Annotated in this window: 14 protein-coding genes; 4 read left to right on the top strand and 10 right to left on the bottom strand. The window is 51.3% G+C overall.

Translation table 11 applies throughout. The annotated features are described in order from the left end of the window. Nucleotides 1–7: 7 nt before the first annotated feature. A complete protein-coding gene (locus EV209_RS11965) occupies nucleotides 8–1,711 on the bottom strand; it encodes a phosphoenolpyruvate carboxykinase (ATP) (protein WP_130435704.1) in 1,704 nt (567 codons plus the stop codon). A gap of 262 nt (nucleotides 1,712–1,973) precedes the next feature. Between EV209_RS11965 and EV209_RS11960 the strand changes: the two genes are divergently transcribed. From EV209_RS11960 to EV209_RS11945, 4 genes are all read left to right on the top strand, one after another. After that, nucleotides 1,974–2,303, top strand: a complete 330-nt coding sequence (locus EV209_RS11960) for a helix-turn-helix transcriptional regulator (RefSeq protein ID WP_130435703.1) — start codon at nucleotides 1,974–1,976, stop codon at nucleotides 2,301–2,303. 91 nt (nucleotides 2,304–2,394) lie between these two features. Beyond that, the gene (locus EV209_RS11955; RefSeq protein ID WP_130435702.1) at nucleotides 2,395–3,861 is read left to right on the top strand and encodes a DUF1846 domain-containing protein; all 1,467 of its coding nucleotides are present in this window, start codon (nucleotides 2,395–2,397) and stop codon (nucleotides 3,859–3,861) included. Nucleotides 3,862–3,953: 92 nt separating this feature from the next. Next, entirely contained in the window at nucleotides 3,954–4,592 is a 639-nt protein-coding gene (locus EV209_RS11950) for an RpiB/LacA/LacB family sugar-phosphate isomerase (RefSeq protein WP_130435701.1), read from the top strand. 184 nt (nucleotides 4,593–4,776) lie between these two features. After that, nucleotides 4,777–5,598: a helix-turn-helix transcriptional regulator gene (locus EV209_RS11945; RefSeq protein WP_130435700.1), complete on the top strand. Its 822-nt coding sequence runs from the start codon at nucleotides 4,777–4,779 to the stop codon at nucleotides 5,596–5,598. Nucleotides 5,599–5,691: 93 nt separating this feature from the next. Here the strand turns inward: EV209_RS11945 and EV209_RS11940 are convergent, their stop codons facing one another. From EV209_RS11940 to EV209_RS11900, 9 genes are all read right to left on the bottom strand, one after another. Then, the gene (locus tag EV209_RS11940) at nucleotides 5,692–7,998 is read right to left on the bottom strand and encodes a glycoside hydrolase family 2 protein (RefSeq protein ID WP_130435699.1); all 2,307 of its coding nucleotides are present in this window, start codon (nucleotides 7,996–7,998) and stop codon (nucleotides 5,692–5,694) included. Nucleotides 7,999–8,061: 63 nt separating this feature from the next. Then, nucleotides 8,062–9,612 carry a GH39 family glycosyl hydrolase gene (locus tag EV209_RS11935; RefSeq protein ID WP_130435698.1) on the bottom strand — a complete coding sequence of 517 codons (1,551 nt, stop codon included), beginning with the start codon at nucleotides 9,610–9,612 and terminating at the stop codon, nucleotides 8,062–8,064. A 21-nt stretch (nucleotides 9,613–9,633) separates the two neighbouring features. Further along, a complete protein-coding gene (locus EV209_RS11930; RefSeq protein ID WP_130435697.1) occupies nucleotides 9,634–10,722 on the bottom strand; it encodes a Gfo/Idh/MocA family protein in 1,089 nt (362 codons plus the stop codon). Between the two features lie 18 nt (nucleotides 10,723–10,740). Continuing rightward, nucleotides 10,741–11,904, bottom strand: a complete 1,164-nt coding sequence (locus EV209_RS11925; RefSeq protein WP_130435696.1) for a Gfo/Idh/MocA family protein — start codon at nucleotides 11,902–11,904, stop codon at nucleotides 10,741–10,743. 17 nt (nucleotides 11,905–11,921) lie between these two features. Further along, nucleotides 11,922–13,463 (bottom strand): glycoside hydrolase family 43 protein, encoded by a 1,542-nt coding sequence (locus tag EV209_RS11920; RefSeq protein WP_130435695.1) that lies wholly within the window; start codon nucleotides 13,461–13,463, stop codon nucleotides 11,922–11,924. 22 nt (nucleotides 13,464–13,485) lie between these two features. Next, entirely contained in the window at nucleotides 13,486–14,313 is an 828-nt protein-coding gene (locus EV209_RS11915) for a carbohydrate ABC transporter permease (RefSeq protein WP_130435694.1), read from the bottom strand. Between the two features lie 16 nt (nucleotides 14,314–14,329). Next, nucleotides 14,330–15,244: a carbohydrate ABC transporter permease gene (locus EV209_RS11910; protein WP_130435693.1), complete on the bottom strand. Its 915-nt coding sequence runs from the start codon at nucleotides 15,242–15,244 to the stop codon at nucleotides 14,330–14,332. An 81-nt stretch (nucleotides 15,245–15,325) separates the two neighbouring features. Next, nucleotides 15,326–16,669, bottom strand: a complete 1,344-nt coding sequence (locus EV209_RS11905) for an ABC transporter substrate-binding protein (protein ID WP_130435692.1) — start codon at nucleotides 16,667–16,669, stop codon at nucleotides 15,326–15,328. 107 nt (nucleotides 16,670–16,776) lie between these two features. Further along, nucleotides 16,777–18,282, bottom strand: a complete 1,506-nt coding sequence (locus EV209_RS11900; RefSeq protein ID WP_130435691.1) for a response regulator — start codon at nucleotides 18,280–18,282, stop codon at nucleotides 16,777–16,779. Nucleotides 18,283–18,293: the final 11 nt, after the last annotated feature.

The raw sequence follows: 18,293 nt of genomic DNA, 5'->3' as shown, positions 1-18,293 counted from the left end.
TACAGTATTACAGAGTATTCGCCTCATCAACAACTTTCTGGATTGCTTCCAGAGCATCATCAGGCAGCTTGTCGTATCCGCCCTTTGCAGTCGCAAAGTTTGCAATCTCGTTTACACGGTCCTGCATGCGTGCCTTCAGCTGGCTGACATAATCTGCATCCTTCAGGTCAGGCACAAAGCCTTCCCAATCCATGATCTCGATGTCGGAGAAAGGTCCCCAGGGCTTGAACTCTGCGGTCTCGTCAACAATAGCTTCCAGAACGCCCAGAGTATCAGCAGGTTTTACCTTCTTGCCCATGAAGTCGCCGGTGTTGATGATATAGCAGTCTACGTTCTTCTCTTCAACCAGCTTCTTGAATTTCTCATAGTCGTCAGCCAGAGGATAGGTTCTGAAAGGATTTGCATAAGGTACTACAACCAGCTTGTTGGGATCTACGCCGGGAGCCAGACGCTCTGCGGAAGATCTCTTCGTAGCCAGAGTTGCGCCCATAACAGATGCCAGAGAAGCGCCCTTCAGCTTTACTACCGGCGGAATGGTAGGATCCTTCATAATCCAGAAGATCGCATTAACAGGAGCCTCAATCTTGTCCACACGGTTAGGAGACCACAGTTTGGACTTGATCGCACGGCCGTTGCCGTTACGGATATCTTCTGTCACCAGCTGAATCTTGCCTTCGTCGTCCAGGGTCGCGGAGCAGTTCTGGGCGGTCAGAAGGTACTTATTGTCAGGGCAGCCTGTAGGATAATCTGCAGTCTTATCAAAGTAAGTAGGCTCAATGGCAACGGAAGCGCAGGTATCAGTATTGATAATGAACGCGTCATCGTGCAGAACCTTGATCTCATACTTGCCGTTATGCTTTGCATGGGTCAGGGTGGACTTGCCGGAACCGGACAGGCCGTATACGGAAGCAACATACTTGCGGCCGTCGGGCAGCAGATATTCCTTCTGTCCGCCATGGCAGGAAGCATAGCCGTTACGGTTTGCCACTGCCCATACCATGGTCAGAGTTCCCTTCTTATGCTCGCCGAAATATCTCATGCCCAGAATGCATGCGCAGTTTGTGCTGGTGTTGAAATAGCACAGAGTCTTCTTGGCAGGATCGCTCAGGCAGCTGAAATCAACGCCGGGGCGGTCTTCAGGAACCCACTGAGGATCGGAGAAAATATAGATATCAGGCTCCTTGCCGTCGCCTACGGGTTTGGAGTTCTTATACATCTTTACATATTCATCAGACATGTACTGGAAGTTCAGCATCCAGGAATACAGGATGTTCTCTTCGCCTTCCGGAATCAGCAGATGGCATTTTACCATGAATTCAGGATCCAGGCCTGCATAAACCTCTGCATGGTACATGGTCTTCCAGCGTGACTCATAGATCGCGTCCATCGCAACCTTGTCCAGCGCTTCGCAGTCCACGCCAGGTTCGCCGGCAATTCTTCTGGCAGCAGCATAACGGCCTGTGATGGCGCCGTCGTTAAACAGCAGAACCCTTGCATCGCTGTCCAGACCGAACTCCTCGCCTCTGTATACAGGCATGTCAGTCACAATCGTGCCCGGAGAATTCTTGGCCAGATTATAGGCCTCTTTCAGTGTATTTACTTTTACAACGTTGTTACCGTAAAAAGCAGCTTCGATAATAGAACGAGTCTTGGAAAATCCGGGCTTGTCCTTGCCAATTTCGCTGCTGGGATACATAGCTTTTGTTGACATGATTATGTCCTCCTTCTTAAAGAAATTCAATTTGTGTTTATTATCTCATTTTGTGAAGCCTTTGTCAATTACCCAAACAGTGAAATGAAGCATAATAATTATTAAATAACTCTAAACTCGCCAAAAATTTTAAGTCATATTGTTTCCAAAAGGGGTTCTGGAATTTTTTACCATTATTTTAGTGGTAAATATCCATTATTGCAGTATCCCTCACATCTCTTTTCAGTAAAATAGGTATTATAAAAAGGAGGGACATGATATCATGAACCGAATCCGGGAACTGCGAAAGGAAAAACGAATGACCCAGGCACAGCTGGGCGACATGGTCCATGCAAGCCAGCAGACAATCAGCAAAATTGAAGGCAGTGCCCGCAACGATTTTTCCTGCGATCTCCTGACTGCCCTGGCTGATTATTTTGAAGTCAGCACGGATTACATACTGCGCAGAAATGACGAACGCAGAATAGTATTTCCTGTTGAGTCTGACGAACAGGCGGCACTGCTCGCCTTCTATAAACGTTTGCACACATATGACCGTAAAATATTGCTTCACATGCTGGAAGATCTGGCAAGCCGTCCGCAAGAGCCATAATCTTCTATTGAAATTCTCTGTTTTCTGTTATAGAATAATTCAGTATGCGGTCAGCATTTTAAAACAGATAAAAGACAAACGGAGGCACACAGTGAAAATCGGATTTGATAATGAAAAATACGTTACCCTGCAGTCGGAGCACATCAGAGAGCGCATCAGCCAGTTTGGGGACAAGCTTTATCTGGAATTTGGCGGAAAACTCTTTGACGATTATCATGCGTCCAGGGTGCTGCCCGGATTTCAGCCGGACAGCAAGCTGAACATGCTCATGCAGCTGAAGGACCATGCGGAAATTGTCATTGTCATCAGTGCCGCTGATATTGAGAAAAATAAAATCCGGGGCGATCTGGATATCACCTACGACCGGGATGTGCTGAGGCTGCGCCGGAATTTCCAGGAGCGCGGGCTGTATGTGGGCAGCGTCGTGATCACACAGTACAATGGACAGAAGGCGGCAGACCTGTTCCGCCGCAGGCTGCAGGAGGCCGAAATCAAGGTCTACACCCATTACATCATTGAGGGCTATCCCGGCAACGTGCCGCTGGTAATCAGTGAAGAAGGGTTTGGAAAGAATGATTATATCGAGACAGAACGGCCGCTGGTAATCGTCACCGCCCCCGGGCCCGGCAGCGGAAAGATGGCCACCTGCCTGTCCCAGCTTTACCACGAGCACAAAAGAGGAATACAGGCAGGTTATGCGAAATTTGAAACCTTTCCAGTATGGAACTTACCGATCAACCACCCGGTGAACCTGGCCTATGAAGCCGCTACTGCGGATCTGAACGACGTGAATATGATTGACCCCTTTCATCTGGAAGCCTATGAAAAAACTGCTGTAAACTACAATCGGGATGTGGAGATTTTCCCGGTGCTGCGGGCGGTTTTTGAAGCGATCTATGGGGAATGCCCCTACAAGTCGCCCACAGATATGGGCGTCAACATGGCGGGCTATTGCCTCTCTGACGACGAGGCCTGCCGGGAGGCTTCTTGTCAGGAAATCCTGCGCCGTTACTTCCAGACGCGGGTGAAATTTTCCCAGAATCAGGCTGCGGAATCGGAGGTCTATAAAATCGGCCTGCTCATGAAAAACGCAAAGATCACGCCTGAGGACCGTCAGGTGGCTGCAGCTGCACGAAAGCTGTCGGCGGAAGTCCAGGTACCTGTGGCGGCCCTGCAGCTGGAAGACGGTTCCATGGTTACCGGCAAATCCGGGGAACTGCTGGGCGCCTGCTCCGCTTTGCTTTTGAACGCTGTAAAGACGCTGGCCGGGATCGACGACAGCGTCCACCTGATTTCTCCTGAAGCGATCCAGCCCATCCAGCATCTGAAAACAGCTTACCTGGGCAGTAAAAACCCCTGCCTGCACAGCGATGAGATTCTGATCGCTCTTTCGGCCTGTGCTTCCAACGACCCCATCGCCATGCTGGCGCTGGAACAGCTGCCGAAGTTAAAAGGGCTGCAGGCACATTCTTCCGTTATGCTCTCTTCTGCGGACAGCAGGACTTTCCGCCGTCTGGGCATGGATTTGACTTACGAGGCGTTTCCGTTTAAAGAATAATTTGCAGAAGGCCGTCAGTTGACAAAAACGGCCCCCTGTTTTATAGTTATTACAGTGATTAAAAAGTATTCAGAAAGTGAGTGTGATTAGAAATGAGAATAGCTTTGATTAATGAAAACAGCCAGGCTGCCAAGAACAGCATGATTGAGGCAGCTCTGAAGGAAGTCGTAACACCCATGGGCCACGTAGTGGACAACTACGGTATGTATGCCGCCGAGGACGAAGCGCAGCTGACCTATGTGCAGGCCGGTTTGCTGGCCGCAATCCTGCTTAACAGCGGAGCGGCTGATTTTGTGGTTACCGGCTGCGGTACAGGCGAAGGCGCCATGCTAGCCTGCAACGCTTTTCCCGGCGTGCTGTGCGGACATGTGGTGGACCCCTCCGACGGGTTCATGTTCGCTCAGATCAACGATGGGAATGCCATCGCAATGCCTTTTGCAAAGGGCTTTGGATGGGGCGCTGAGCTGAATCTGAAATATACCTTTGAAAAACTGTTCGGCAGCGAACCAGGAAACGGCTACCCGCCCGAGAGAGTTGTTCCGGAACAGCGGAACAAGAAGATTCTGGACAGCATCAAAAAGATCACCCATACCGATATGATGACCATCCTGAAAACCATTGACCAGGATTTCCTGAAAGCCACAGTCAGCGGTGCAAAATTTAAAGAACTTTTCTTTGCAAACTGCAAGTGCGCTGAGATCAGGGCCTATATTGAATCTGTGCTGGCTTAGGGATACACAAAAGCAGCCGCAAAAAGTGTTTTCACTTTTGCGGCTGCTGTTTTTATCTGTTTTTTCTCTTCTAATAAATTTCCTATTTCTTTTAATTATTTTTCTATTTTCCCAGCCCCTTATTTTTTACAATAAGATTGAAACAAATGGTCTTGCACGTGAAACAGATTGGGGGCGTGATTTCATGATCGTTAAAGATCGCTTATTTCTTCTGGAACAATCTGATTCTTTTTTCCGCAGCGCTCAAACGCTGCCAGACAGCCATGGAGCCTGCCGTATCATCATCTGTCTGGGGGAATTCCTGCGGTTCTCTGCCAGCGGCAGAGAGACAGAACTGCACTGCCGCCAGTTCCAAATCATCCCGCCGGATGAGGCCTGCACAATTACCCAGCCTGTCCCTCAGAGAGCGAATTTCTTATATCTGTCTCTGGAACCCGGCTTCTGGGATATCTGTGCATTCCGCGGGCCCCATACTCTTTACGCCGCCGCAAAACTGCCGGCCGCAGAATCTTGCCTTGAAGACAGGGAGCTGGAAAATATCCTGGCCCTGGCTTCAAAAATCACCAGCGAATACCAAATGGAAAGCCAATCATACTATGCCTTCCGCTATTCCTGGATCTCTGAAATTCTGATGGATATCTATAAGAATATCAGCCCTGCCTGTCCGGGACCTGAAGAAAACTCTGTCATTCCTGAAATTATCAGGTTTCTGGAGAACAGCTTTACACAAAAAATTTCCATAGATATGCTGTCCGCAAAATTTTTCGTCAGCAAATATCATTTGATGCGGCAGTTTAAAAAAGAGACTGGCTGTACCATCCATCATTTCATTTTAAACAAACGGATTAACCATGCCTGCAGCCTGATGCTACGGCAGGTGCCTCCCAGTGAAGCCTGCTATTTATCCGGTTTTACGGACTACTCTCTGTTTTTCAAGTCTTTTACCAAAATAACCGGCTTTTCTCCCAGCCAATATCCCTCCGGCCTGCATTCACAGACAGGCTGAAAATAAATTAGAATGCCAGAGATAGAGGGGCGGCCGCTTTCCTGATTCTCCAATCGTGAAAACGGCCGCCCCTGTCACTTCTTTCATTTGTCTTTATTCAGCACAAATAATGACAGATCCGCTTCTCATTCCATCCGCATCCGCGTATACCGCGATTCTGCCGGGTTCCCCGGTCAGGCCGACCACCACGCTGGCGCAGCCGTGATACATATGGATAAAGGTCTCCTGGTACGGTTCAAAGGACTTGGCGTCCCCGTTGTCCACAGCCAGTATTTTGGCAGGCCCTTCCGCTCTGAACCGCACCTTCGCGCTCTCTCTGAAGCAGGGATTGTTCTCTGCATCCAGAGCGCGGACAGTCAGAAGCAGCTGATACCCCCTACAGGCCGGCAACTTCCCGCTTTTACGGTCAAATCCCAGCTGCACTGCCGGGCCGGGCGTCACAGTCTCCTGGCGGCATACCTCCTTACCGTCGTTTCGTCCAACCACTGTAACCCTGCCGGGTATCCAGGGAAGGAAGCCGGTGATAAGGCGGTTCGGGCAGTCCGCGGGGCGGGGCACATAAATCCTCGTATCGTTCACATAGACCTCCACCTCTTCGCAGTTGCTGGCGATCATATAGGGGATCACTGTGTTCCGGAACTGAGGAAAATGCCAGTGGTCCGCATACATGGGAATATCCCAGTGATCCTTCACCCCTTCATCTTCCAGGGAATAATCCATGACAGAAAAATGTACCATAGGCTCTTTGGTCCAGTAGCTCTGCATCATATAGTAACCGGCTTTGCGCTCCCCATTTGTCCGGATCAGCGCTCCGTTCCAGCTTTTGGCCGGGTATCCCATGGATTCTCCAAGGTAATCGATTCCCGCCCAGATCATGCCTCCGATCACATAATCATACCGTTCCGGCACCAGGGAAGGATTATCTTCCGTGAAGTTCTTAAACTGGTCCGGATGGCCTTTGAAATACTGGTAAATCTCTGTTCCCAGAATTAATTTATCCGGCAGCGCCTCATGGATCTGTTCATACCACTGCTCCTGATAATTGCAGGAGATAATGTCCACCAGTTCCCCGATCCCTCTGATCCTCTGGATTTTCTCCTCCACATCCCAGATTTCCGTATCGTCCGCCTCATCTACAAACTGCTGGATGTCGCTGATCCTGGAAAGGTCCACATTGCTTTCCCGTTTGAAATGGGGATTCATGGCATAGGTCACCGGCCTGCTGCCGTCCAGTTCCCGGACCCGGTCAGCCAGGGTTTTTAAAATCTTCAGCATAGAAGGCTGTCCCTGGTTTTCCACCTCATTTCCAACTCCCCAGATCATCACGCTGGGACGGTTCCTGTCTCTCTTGACCATTCCGTCCAGGTCGGACTTCCATTCTGTTTCAAAAAAAACGCCGTAATGACCGCCGGTCCATTTATCAAAACATTCCTCATACACATAAAAACCCATCTCATCACAGAGGTCCATGAACTCTCTGGAATGGATGTGGTGGGCGGCACGGATGGCATTACAGCCCATCTCCTTTAACAGCTTCAGACGTTCTTCCCAGATTTCTTTCTTAGCCGCGGCCCCCATACATCCTGCGTCCTGATGAAGGCATACTCCCCGGAGCTTCACAGATTTTCCGTTGACAATCAGTCCCTTCTGCGGCACAAACCTCACGTCCCTCAGCCCAATTTTCATGGATACCGAATCGCCTGAGCCGTCCCGGTCTCTCAGCTTAATCTTTAACTGATATAACTGAGGGTCTTCTGCTGTCCACAGCATTGGGCGAGGCACTTCAAATATCAGGTTTCCCTGTTCTCCCTCCGCCTGCAGCCGCAGGTCTTTGCGGCACAGCTCCCCGCTCACAGGAAACGCAGTCCCTGTCTTCACCTTCACCTCTGCTGATTCATAACTTCCTCCGGGAAAGGATACGGAAACTACTATTTCATTCTCATCCAGGTACCGGAGGCCAGTTTCAATCAGGCGCACGGGCCGGTAAATCCCGGCTCCCGTATACCACCTGTCCGTAGGTGTCACATCGCTGTCCACCCGTACCTCAATCAGGTTCCGGCCGTCCCGGAGCCAGTCTGTGATTTCCAGGCGGAAAGAAGTATATCCATACTGATGCCCGCCCACAAATGTACCGTTTACCCAGACCTTGCTTTTTTCATAAACCCCGCCAAAATCCAGGAAATATCTCCGGCCTTCTTCTCTGGCAACAGACAGCTCTTTCTGATACCAGCCAGTACCCCGGCAGGCCCGGAACCCCTGGGAAGTTTCCCGCACATCTCTCACCGCAGGCGTCCCGATCACCCAGTCATGAGGCAGCTCCACCTCTGTTCCCGGCCCCGTCTTTTCTTCCCCAAACCAGAATTTCCACTGATCTGTCAGATCTGTTTCTCTGCGTTCCATTTTTACCTCCTTTTTTCTCTAACATTCTCTGCGGCGCGTTTTTCTTCCGCCATGCCTGCCAGTCTATTTCGTTTTCTCCAGCCACAACAGCAATATAGTCTGCGGCGCCAGGGTCTCCTGCAAAGACAGCACCCCCTCTTTCACCTCCGCAGGCTGCCGGCTGTCCCAGTCCGGCTCTGCCGCTGCCGCCATCCTTTCCAGAACATCCGGTTCCGGAAATTCCGGAGAGCCGCAGCTCTTCCAGATTCTGTAAGCATTGTGGCTGCCTGCGGACAGTTCCATCCTGCATACCTGGTAAACGCCGTCCTCCAACCCGCGGACAAAAATACTTCCCGACGCGGATTCCGCATACTGCTCATATTCCTCAAAATGATAGAGCATCAGCTGATAAGCGCCTTCTCCTCCGGCCGCCATGCAGCCCAGGGGGCCTCCGGCCCGCGCCCCCTCTACCTGAAACAGTTCCGGCCCCATCTTCGCCATCATCTCAAAAGCTGTCAGCACCGGCTTGGGCAGATGCGGCCAGGTCATTAAATCCCGGTTTCCCGCAAAAATCTGCTTCCTGTCATCTTCCAGGCAAAATCCCCAGTACAGCAGCACCGTCACCTCAAACCCATATCTCAGACGGATCTGCTGGATGCAGTCCACCAGCTTCACAAAAAAACAGGCGGAGAATTCACTGTTGCGGATTTCCAGAGCCGGATAGTCCCGGGCATTTTTTTCATAGTGGGAACACACGCCCCACTCATTGAGATGAAATTCCGCATCCTTTAGTTCTGGATAGCTTCCGATCAGCCGCGACAGCCACATCAGTTCCTGGGTAAAGCGCTGTACAGCGGGCGCCACCAGTGGATATTCTTTCAGCCAGCTGCCGCTCATTCCATAGATGTGATAGGAAATAAAATCCACTCTGGTCCCTCTGGCCCCTGTCACATGATTTCTCCCCCTGGCCGCGTGTTCCAGAAAATCGTGCAGGAAATCCTGCCTGAAGGAACCGGGACCGCCGACCCGCAGCTTTTCGTCCACGCTCAGCACCGCATCCACAAATATATCATACATTCTGTGAAATTGGGGCCAATCCTCTACCGGCCATCCGTCCGCCTCATTCCACACTTCAAAATACCAGCTGCGGATCTCCTCGGTCCCAAAAGTATCGGACAGATTCCGGACAAAAGCTTTCAGAAGGCCATGCCACTTATTCCAGTCCTTGGGATAGGAACGGTTCAGATATACCCCCTCCTCCTCGCCGCCCCGGGACACGCTGCGGCACAGGGCGTCCGGCAGGAAATCCAGCTCCACCACCGGCTTTATGCCATACTCCAGATATTTTTTAAAAATTTTGTTGGCCTTCTCAAAATGATATATGGGCCTTCCTTCCGGATCCTCCGAATACACATCGCCGCCTGCGTCCGGGTAACCGTCCTTTGCCAGGCTGGAAAGGGTGTGGTGGTTCCGCATATAACGGCAGGTCCCCCTTTCCTGCATCCGCTTCAGCAAACGCTCTCCACTGTCTGTAAACAGCAGGGGATACAGGGAATCCGTGCCGCAGGCAGCCCAGAATTTCCTGTTTTCTCCCACCGGGCAGCCAGCGTCTACATCATAGTGAAATCCTTTCATCTCTTCACCTGGTTCTTTCTGTCATTCCCTGGACAGGAAAAGCCGGACAGCCTGCATCTCCGCTTTCACGCTGAGTTCCGCCGCCTTAAAGGCATGCTCCTGGGTCATGGCGTTCTCTGTTCTGTTGAGGCAATCCAGGATCAGCCGTCCAAAATAAGGATACCCTACCTTTCCGGCCACCTCATAGTGGAATTCGCCATTCTGATTTACCAGAAAAACATGATCTGAATCCACAGTTTCAGTGCCGATATTGATATACTTTCTCAATTCGATATACCCGTCTGTGCCCAGGATAAACGTCCTGCCGTCACCCCAGGTACGCAGCCCGTCCGGGGTGAACCAATCCACCCGGAAATACTGGGTGGCTCCGTTGTCTCCAACCAGCATGGCATCCCCGAAATCTTCCAGCTCCGGATACTGCGGATGATTGTAATTGCCCACCTGGCTGCGCACCACTGCCGCGTCCCTGGCCCCTGTGTAAAACAGAAACTGTTCGATCTGGTGGCTTCCGATATCGCAGAGAATTCCGCCGTAATGCTCTTTTTCAAAAAACCAGGCGGGACGCCCTCCGGCCGCCAGGCGGTGGGGCCCCATGCCGATCACCTGGATCACATGGCCGATAGCCCCCTGTTCGATGAGCTGTCCGGCGTACACCGCAGATTCCACATGCAGCCGTTCGCTGTAGTACACCATATATTTCCTGCCGGTCTTTTTCACCATTTCTTTCGCAGCTTCCAGCTGTTCCAGGGTAGTCAGAGGCGCTTTATCCGTAAAATAATCCTTTCCCGCTTCCATCACCCGCAGCCCCAGGGCGCAGCGCATGCTGGTCACCGCTGCGCCTGCCACCAGGCGCACCTCCGGGTCGGAGAGCACCTGTTCTTCTGACGCCGCCGCCATAGCCTGGGGAAAAACTTCCTGAAATTTCCTTACTTTTTCCGGATCAGGGTCATAAACCCATTTCAAAACCGCTCCTGCCTCGGTGAGACCATTGCACATCCCATAGATATGGCCGTGGTCCAGAGCCACTGCTGCGAACACAAATTCCCTGCCGCACACCACCGGGCTGGGCTTCCCCTTCGGCGCATAGTTCATTCCGTCATTTCTGTCCATCTTCACGCACCTGCTTTCTCAATATGTTCCCACTGTAATTTCAGAAGAAGCAAAATTCTCAATACTCTTTCCTTTTTCATAAAAATGGACGGCATGTTTTTGAAGGCCTGTCTCAGTATAGTACTCATCCTCCGGCCCGATGGGCAGCGTCACGGTCCGCTTCTCAAAACCAGCTTTATAGATGGCGGTGATCAGCTCCACTGTCTTCCTGCCGTCAGCGCCGGTGATCAAGGGCCGCGCCCCCTTTTCCAGAGCCGCCAGCACATCGTCGATCTCTCCGGCATGCCCCTCGTAAACCAGGTCAGGCAGGCTGTTATAGTAAGCTTTCAGCTCTTCCATCAGTTCCTGGTTATGCCCTTCCACAGGAAACCCATTTTCCTTGGTCACTTCCGCCACACAGCTCCAGGGCGCGGCGATTTTGGCCTTTTCGCACTGCAGGACGATTCCCTGCTCTTCTCCGTGATGCACCACAGAGCTGGTGACTTCCGCCACGGAACCGTCCCCATAGCGCAGAGCGGCAAAAGAAAGATCCTCCACCTCTGAATTATCGTGCATCACATTTGCCAGCATGGAAGTGACTTCCTCAGGAAGTCCCCCCTGAATCCAGTTGATCATATCAATGTGGTGCACCGCGTGATTCAGCGTGGGGCCGCCGCCTTCTTTTTCCCAGGTCCCACGCCACCACAAATCATAATAGCAATGCCCTCTCCACCAGAGAGAATCCACATGGGCGCAGCGGATTTTTCCGGCCAGCCCGCTTTCAACCGTCTTTTTTAACTTATATATGATATTTCGGAAACGGTTCTGAGCGATACAAGCCATGGTCACATGGTTTCTTTTTTCTGCTTCCAGCATTTCATCACATTCCTTCAGGCTGGGAGCCATGGGTTTTTCCACCAGCACGCTGATTCCGGCGTCCATGGAATGAATGGCAATCTCCGCATGGCAGGACGGCGGCGTGCACACATGCACCAGGTCTATTTTCAGGCCGGAGGACAGCATTTTTTCATGGCTGTCAAAAACAGCCGCATCTTTCAGGCCGTACTTCTCTTTTGCCGCCCGGGCCTTTTCCGGGTAGATATCCACAAGGGCCGCAATCCTGCAGCGTTCAGGAAATTCTAAAAGCCCCCTGATATGCGCATTGGAAATATTTCCGGTTCCCACAATCGCCACTTGTATCATTTTGATCCTCCTCGTTTTTACACTTCATCATCCTGTCCCTCATACCTGAAATACGAAAATACTGCGGGTTTTCTGCAGTTCTTCCCATTCCCTGAGGCATAGAGCCCAATATACACCCCGGTAAACCCCCGATTCACTTCTGTGGACAGGAGGCGGGTATCTGCTTTTGCCAGCTCCAGGAATTCCCCATTCTCCATCACGCCAAAATGATAGTCTGCTTCCTCCCCCATCACCGCGATTTCCGCCCGGCCTTCTTTCAGTTCCAGACAGCGCTGTTCTGTTTCCATATCGTGGATGCGCCGCCGAAGGGACAGCGCAAAACCTTTTTTCCCGCGGACAATACGAAAGCTGTAGTATGCGGTATTGCTGTAAAGCACGCAGAGCCCGGCCTCTTCTTCAGGTGTTTCCGGCATAAAGCGCAGGTCTGTGCTGCACAGGAAACGCATATGTTTCTGCCGGACGCCCAGAAATGAAGGCGTCTTCTGCTCCCAGAGGGATATCCGGCTGCCTTTGATGCGCAGGCCTTCCTTTCCTGTTTCAATCTCCCCACAATACTCCCGGATGGTATTCCAGTCCAGTTTCCGTGTTCCGCTGAAATCATCGTAAAAGCTTCTGCGCAGATCTCTCTGGGCCACCTCTCTTTCCGGCAGGCATCGCACCAGCCTCCGGGGAGCCCGGCCTCCGGGAATCTGGGGCCATGTCCCCTCTTCCCAGATCAGCGGCACAATAGAAGTTTCCCTTCCCAGATGGTGGAATTTTGCGTCTATCGTCCTGTAGCACAGGAATACCATCCAGTATCTCCCGTCCGCGTCTTCCACGATGTCCGCGTGCCCGGCGGCGGCCAGCTCCGGCCTGTTTTCATCCCTGGCTGTGAGAATTGGGTTGCCCGGGCAGGGCTGGAACGGCCCGAAAGGATTCTCGCTGCGGAATATGGTTTCCATATGGCCCAGTTCCGTACCGCCTTCCGCCAGCAGGAGATAGTACATCCCGTCCTTGCGGTAAAGATGGGGCCCTTCCGCGCACCTTCCGCCGGTTCCCAGAGAAATCACTTCCGGCCCCCGCAGTATTTCTCCGGTTTCCGCAGAAATAACCGACTGCTGGATCATGTTCCGCATCACTCCGCTGTGGTCCCGGAACATCCCGTTGCTGGTATAGTACGCAGTGCCGTCTTCATCAAAAAACAGAGAAGGGTCTATTCCCCCCTGCTCCACCCATACAGGATCCGACCACTCTCCGGCCGGGTCCTCGGCGCTCACGATAAAATTTCCTGTATGCCCCTGGGCGGAGGTATTTGTGGAGGTGACATAAAATTTGCCTTGATGATAACGGATGGTCGCCGCATAGATTCCACCGGAGGCAGGCGCCTCTGGAAAGGTCATCTGCTCCTTTCTGGTCAGGCAGTGCCCCACTTGTTCCCAATTCACAAGATCCCTGCTGTGGAACACCGGAATTCCCGGCAGATATTCAAAGCTGCTGGTCACCATATAATAATCATTTCCGGCCCTGCAGATGCTGGGGTCGGGATAAAAACCAGTCAGCACAGGATTTCTGTACTCCATCTTCTTTTCTTTCCTTCCCCGCTCAGCCCTTAATGCCGGACGCCGCGATGCCTTCAATGAAATATTTCTGAGCCAGCATATAAATCAGCAATATGGGAATCAGCGACATAGTGGTGGACGCCATAATCAGCGTATATTCTGTTCCGAACATCTGCTGGAAATAACGAATGCCCATCTGCAGGGTAAATTTGCTTTTCTCATTCAGGAAAATCAACGGCCCCATAAACTCGTTCCAGGCGTTCAGGAATGTCAACGTCGTCAATGTGGCAAACGCAGGCTTTGCCAGAGGGCAGATCACCGTGGTAAAAATCTTCACTTCCCGGGCCCCGTCGATTCTGGCGGCTTCTACCAGGGAGTCAGGAATACTGATAAAGAACTGGCGCAGCAGGAATACCCCAAAGGGGCTGAACCAGCGCAGCAGAATCAGCGTCCAGTGGTTGTTCAGAAGATTCAGATGGTTCATCAGCTCATACTGCGGAACCATGGTAACCTGGCCGGGAATCATCATGGTCGCCAGGTAAAACATGAACAGCACATCCCGCCCTCTGAATTCCAGCTTGGAAAAAGCATAAGCGGACAGCGCGCAGGTGACCACCTGTCCCAAAGTAGCCAGCACTGCTACTTTGGCGGTATTCCAGTAGAACTGGAGGAAGGGGACTTTTTCAAACACATCCGTGTAGTTTTTCCAGACCGGCGTTTCCGGCAGCCATTTCAGAGGAACCGCAAACAGTTCGCTCTTCATTTTTACGGAACCCAGGACCATCCAGATAAAGGGCATGATCATAATAAACGCCACCAGGACCAGCAGAAAAATAATCAATGCCCTGGAAGCCACTTGTTTTTTCTTCATTTTTGCACCTCCCCCGTCAATAGTTGACCCATTTTCTCTGGCCGATGAACTGAATCAATGTAAACACCAGGATAATGGCAAACAGCACATAAGCTACCGCGGAAGCATAGCCGAAACGCCAGTCCACAAAAGCGCGCTGGTAAATGTAATAGGTCAGTACATTGGTAGCCCGGCCAGGTCCGCCCTGGGTCATGGCCATGATTGTATCGAATACCTGGAAAGAACCAATCATCTGCATCACCAGGCAGAGAAAAATCGTGGGGGACAGCATGGGAATGGTAACCTTGGTAAAGCGCTTGAACACACCCGCTCCGTCTATCTTTGCAGCCTCATATAATTCCGCATTGATTCCCTGCAGCCCGGCCAGAAGAATCACCGCATTATAGCCCATGCTGCGCCAGATGGATACGATTTCCACTGAAATCAGGGCCCACTGCGTGGAGGACAGCCACTGCGGCGGATTTTCCATCCCAAAAGTCATCAGGAACTGGTTGACCGGCCCGTAATTGGCCAGCACCGTTGTCCACACAATGCCGATCGCCACCATAGAGGTGATCTGTGGGAGAAAATAAATTACCCGGAACACCTGAATGCCCTTGATCTTTGTATTCATCAGCAGCGCGATCAAAATTCCCAGGAAAATAGACAGGGGCACCGTCACCAGGGTATAGTGGATATTGTTCCAGAACGAAATCCGGAACGTGCTGTCCTGAAACAGGCGGACATAGTTCTGAATCCCGATAAACTCCGCATTTCCCAAACCATCCCAGTTAAAGAAACTGATATACAGAGATTTGAGCACCGGATAAACGATAAAAATCAGAAATCCCAGGAAATTGGGGATTAAAAAAAGAATCGCCGTATTGCGCTGCGCTTTTTTATAAGAATTTAGTTTCCTTCTTTTCACTTTCACCTGTACAGCTGCATCCATCACATAACCTCCTTCTTTCAAAAAACGGGAAAGCCTCTGTATCTTCGTACATCCGGCCTTCCCGTTTTTGCAGCCTGTCACTTACTGTGCAACCTCACTTGCAAGACGATCCGTAATGGTTTTCTTGGTCGTCTCCCGGTCCTGTTCGCCGAGAAGCAGCAGGGAAACCTCTTCTTTCACCACATTCGATGCAGTATTATAATTGGGATCGCAGGGCACCTGTGAAGAATTGGTCTGGTTTACAACATACTCAATATGTTCAGGAGCAGTCTTGCCTTCGCAGTATTCTTTTACAATCGCGTCTGAAGTCCAGGCAGGGAAATAGTCATTTTCCAGCAGGATTTTTGCGCCTTCAGCGCCGGTACAGAAGCTGATGAAGTCAAAGGCAGCTTCCGGATTCTTGGCGTTTTTCGCTACCTGAAGGGTTGCCGGAGCGCCTACTGTCATGGGTTTTTCACCTTCCCAGTGAGGGATGGGGGCGATATCATAATTGCACTTTTCACCGTCCGCAATGGCGCTGTTGAGCATTTCGATGACCCAGTCGCCGTTATACATCATGCCGTATTTGCCGGTCAGGAACGCGCCGGTATAGTCAGCGCCTGCTTCGCCCGCGCGGTCCGCGTAGGGGGGCTGGTATCCGTCGTCTGACAGCTTCTTACAGAATTCCGCAGCGTCCAGCCAGGCATCCAGCTGATCCTCTTCCAGCGGGTTGATAGCTCCCTTTGTATTGGCCGGAACTCTCCACCACATGGAGGTGGGCTGGAAGTTCAGAGAGCCGTACACCTTGTCCGCCCCTTCTCCCTGCGTAAGCTTGCCGGCTATTTCCGCATATTCTTCCCAGGTCCAGTCGCCGTCCGGATAAGGCACGCCTGCCGCGTCAAAGACGTCCTTATTGTATACTACAAACCAGGAACTGGTCTTATAGGGAAGGGAATAAATCTTGCCGTCAATCTTGGTTGCGTCAATGGTGGCCTGAGATCCGGAAATGTCCGTCTTTGTGCTGGAAATCAGTTCATCCAGCTCATAAACCTGGTTCTTTGCCACATAGGATGCCAGGCTGGGCGGGGAAGCCACCGCAAAGCAGTCGATGTCCGCGCCGCCGGAAAAAGCGGTGATCAGCTTGGTCTCATAGTCCGCGCTGGCTACAAAGTTCATATTAATGGTTACATTGGGATGGTCCTTCTTGTAAGCCTCCGCCAGTTTTGTGAAGATTCCTTCTTCATCCAGCCAGGCGTAGAAGTTCAGGGTGACCTCTTCGTCCCCGCCGGTCTGCCCCTTTGTCTCACCCTGGGAGCCTGACTGTGTTCCAGGAGCCGCTGTGGTCCCTTTCGGGTCTCCGCTGTTTCCGCAGCCGGCAAGAGCAGATACTGCCAGCAGTCCGCTCATGGCCAGCGCAGTCATTTTTGCCGCAAATTTTTTTCTCATAAAAAACCCTCCTCTGAAATCTTTTGTTGTGCATATTATACAAAAGATTCAGGGGAGAGTGAATGACAGTTCCTGCTCCCGGAGATTGCAAAAAGTGCTTTCCCTTTTTATTTAGACGTTTCTGCTGACCTCTTCCACTGGCTGGGAGTCATGCCCGTATATTTTTTAAATACTTTTGTGAAGTAATTGGAATCCGAATAGCCCGTGGCCAGCGCTGCTTCCGTAATATTTCCCCAGTCCTGCCTCAGAAACTTTTTAGCCTTTTCCATTCTAACCCCTTCTATGTAAGCTGACAGAGAAATATTATTTCTCTCTTTAAATACAGTAGAAAGATACGCCGCGTTCATGTGATATTTTCCTGCGATATGTGCCACGGAAAGGTCCTCGGCAAAATGCTGCTGTACATAATCCCTTATTTCTTCCAGCGCATCGTACCGCTTTCCGCCGCATCGGTAGGAAAGCACTGTATCCGAAAGCTCCTCCATCACCGAGGCCAGTTTTTCCACACTCTCAAAGCGCAGCAGAAAATCAGATTTTTTCAGATCGTGAAACAGCACCCTTGTTTCGTATAAGTAACCCAGCCTTCTGGAAATCCGTTCCAGCGCAAATATCAGCTCGCCTACCAGAAATTCCAGCTCCAGTACTGACGCGGCCCCGGACAGCTTATAGATGATCATTTCCTTTAACAGCAGCTTCAGTTTTTCCCAATCTTCCTGAACAGACAGCTCATAAAGCTGCAGGAGGTCGTTCTTGTATTTCTCCAGGGATGCTTCTTTCTGTGTAACTTTGCTGAAATACCATACCTGGCCTCCGCCGAATATTTTTCCCTTCAGCGCCGTAACCGCTTCTGACTGCAGTTTCAGCAGCTGCGCCTCCTTCATGCTTTCTCCCTGCAGAACTCCCGACAGCCCTACGCTGGCTGACCTTTCTTCCATGTCTTCAGATCTTGCTTTTTTCAGAGCCAGGTATACTTTTCTCTCTGTCATTCCTTTTCCGGCCCATAAGAAAGAGCATTGTTCCCCGCTGCCTTCCCGCAGAAAAAACAGCTCCAAACCTTCCTGCTCTGCTTCCGCCTGCAGCGCCAGCGCCTGATACAGCTTGCTGATCCTTTCCTCACAGCAGGCCTCATCCCGGATCTCAGAAAGAAAAAATGAAGTTATCAAAAAAGAATCTCCCTTGAATTTTTTCTTCTCCACAGAATCCGGGCTGATTTCAGGAACCTGATAGCTGCTTTGGTCTGCTTCCAGCTCCGCGCACAGCCTGCGCAGCGCCGTTTCCAGCTCTTCCTCAGCAACCGGCTTGAGCAGATATTCCCGGACGCCGTACCGGATGGCTTTTCTCGCATAATCAAAATCATTATAAGCGCTGATAATGATAATCCTGATGTGAGGATATTCAGCAGCAATTTTTTCAGAAAGCCGCAGCCCGTCCGTTCCGGGCATTCTGATGTCTGTGATCACGATATCCGGCTGGTTCAGAGCAATCATATCAAACGCTTCTCTTCCATCCGCAGCCTCTCCAACCACTTCCACTCCGCACTCTTTCCAGTGAATCCGGTTAATAATGCTTCTCCGTATATATTTTTCATCGTCCACAACCAGCGCGCCGTACATCTCTGCCTCAC

The organism is Cuneatibacter caecimuris (assembly GCF_004216775.1).
In the GTDB taxonomy this organism is placed as follows: Bacteria; Bacillota; Clostridia; order Lachnospirales; family Lachnospiraceae; genus Cuneatibacter; species Cuneatibacter caecimuris.
Note: the sequence above shows the minus strand (reverse complement) of the source record. Positions and strands in the feature narration are given on the sequence as shown.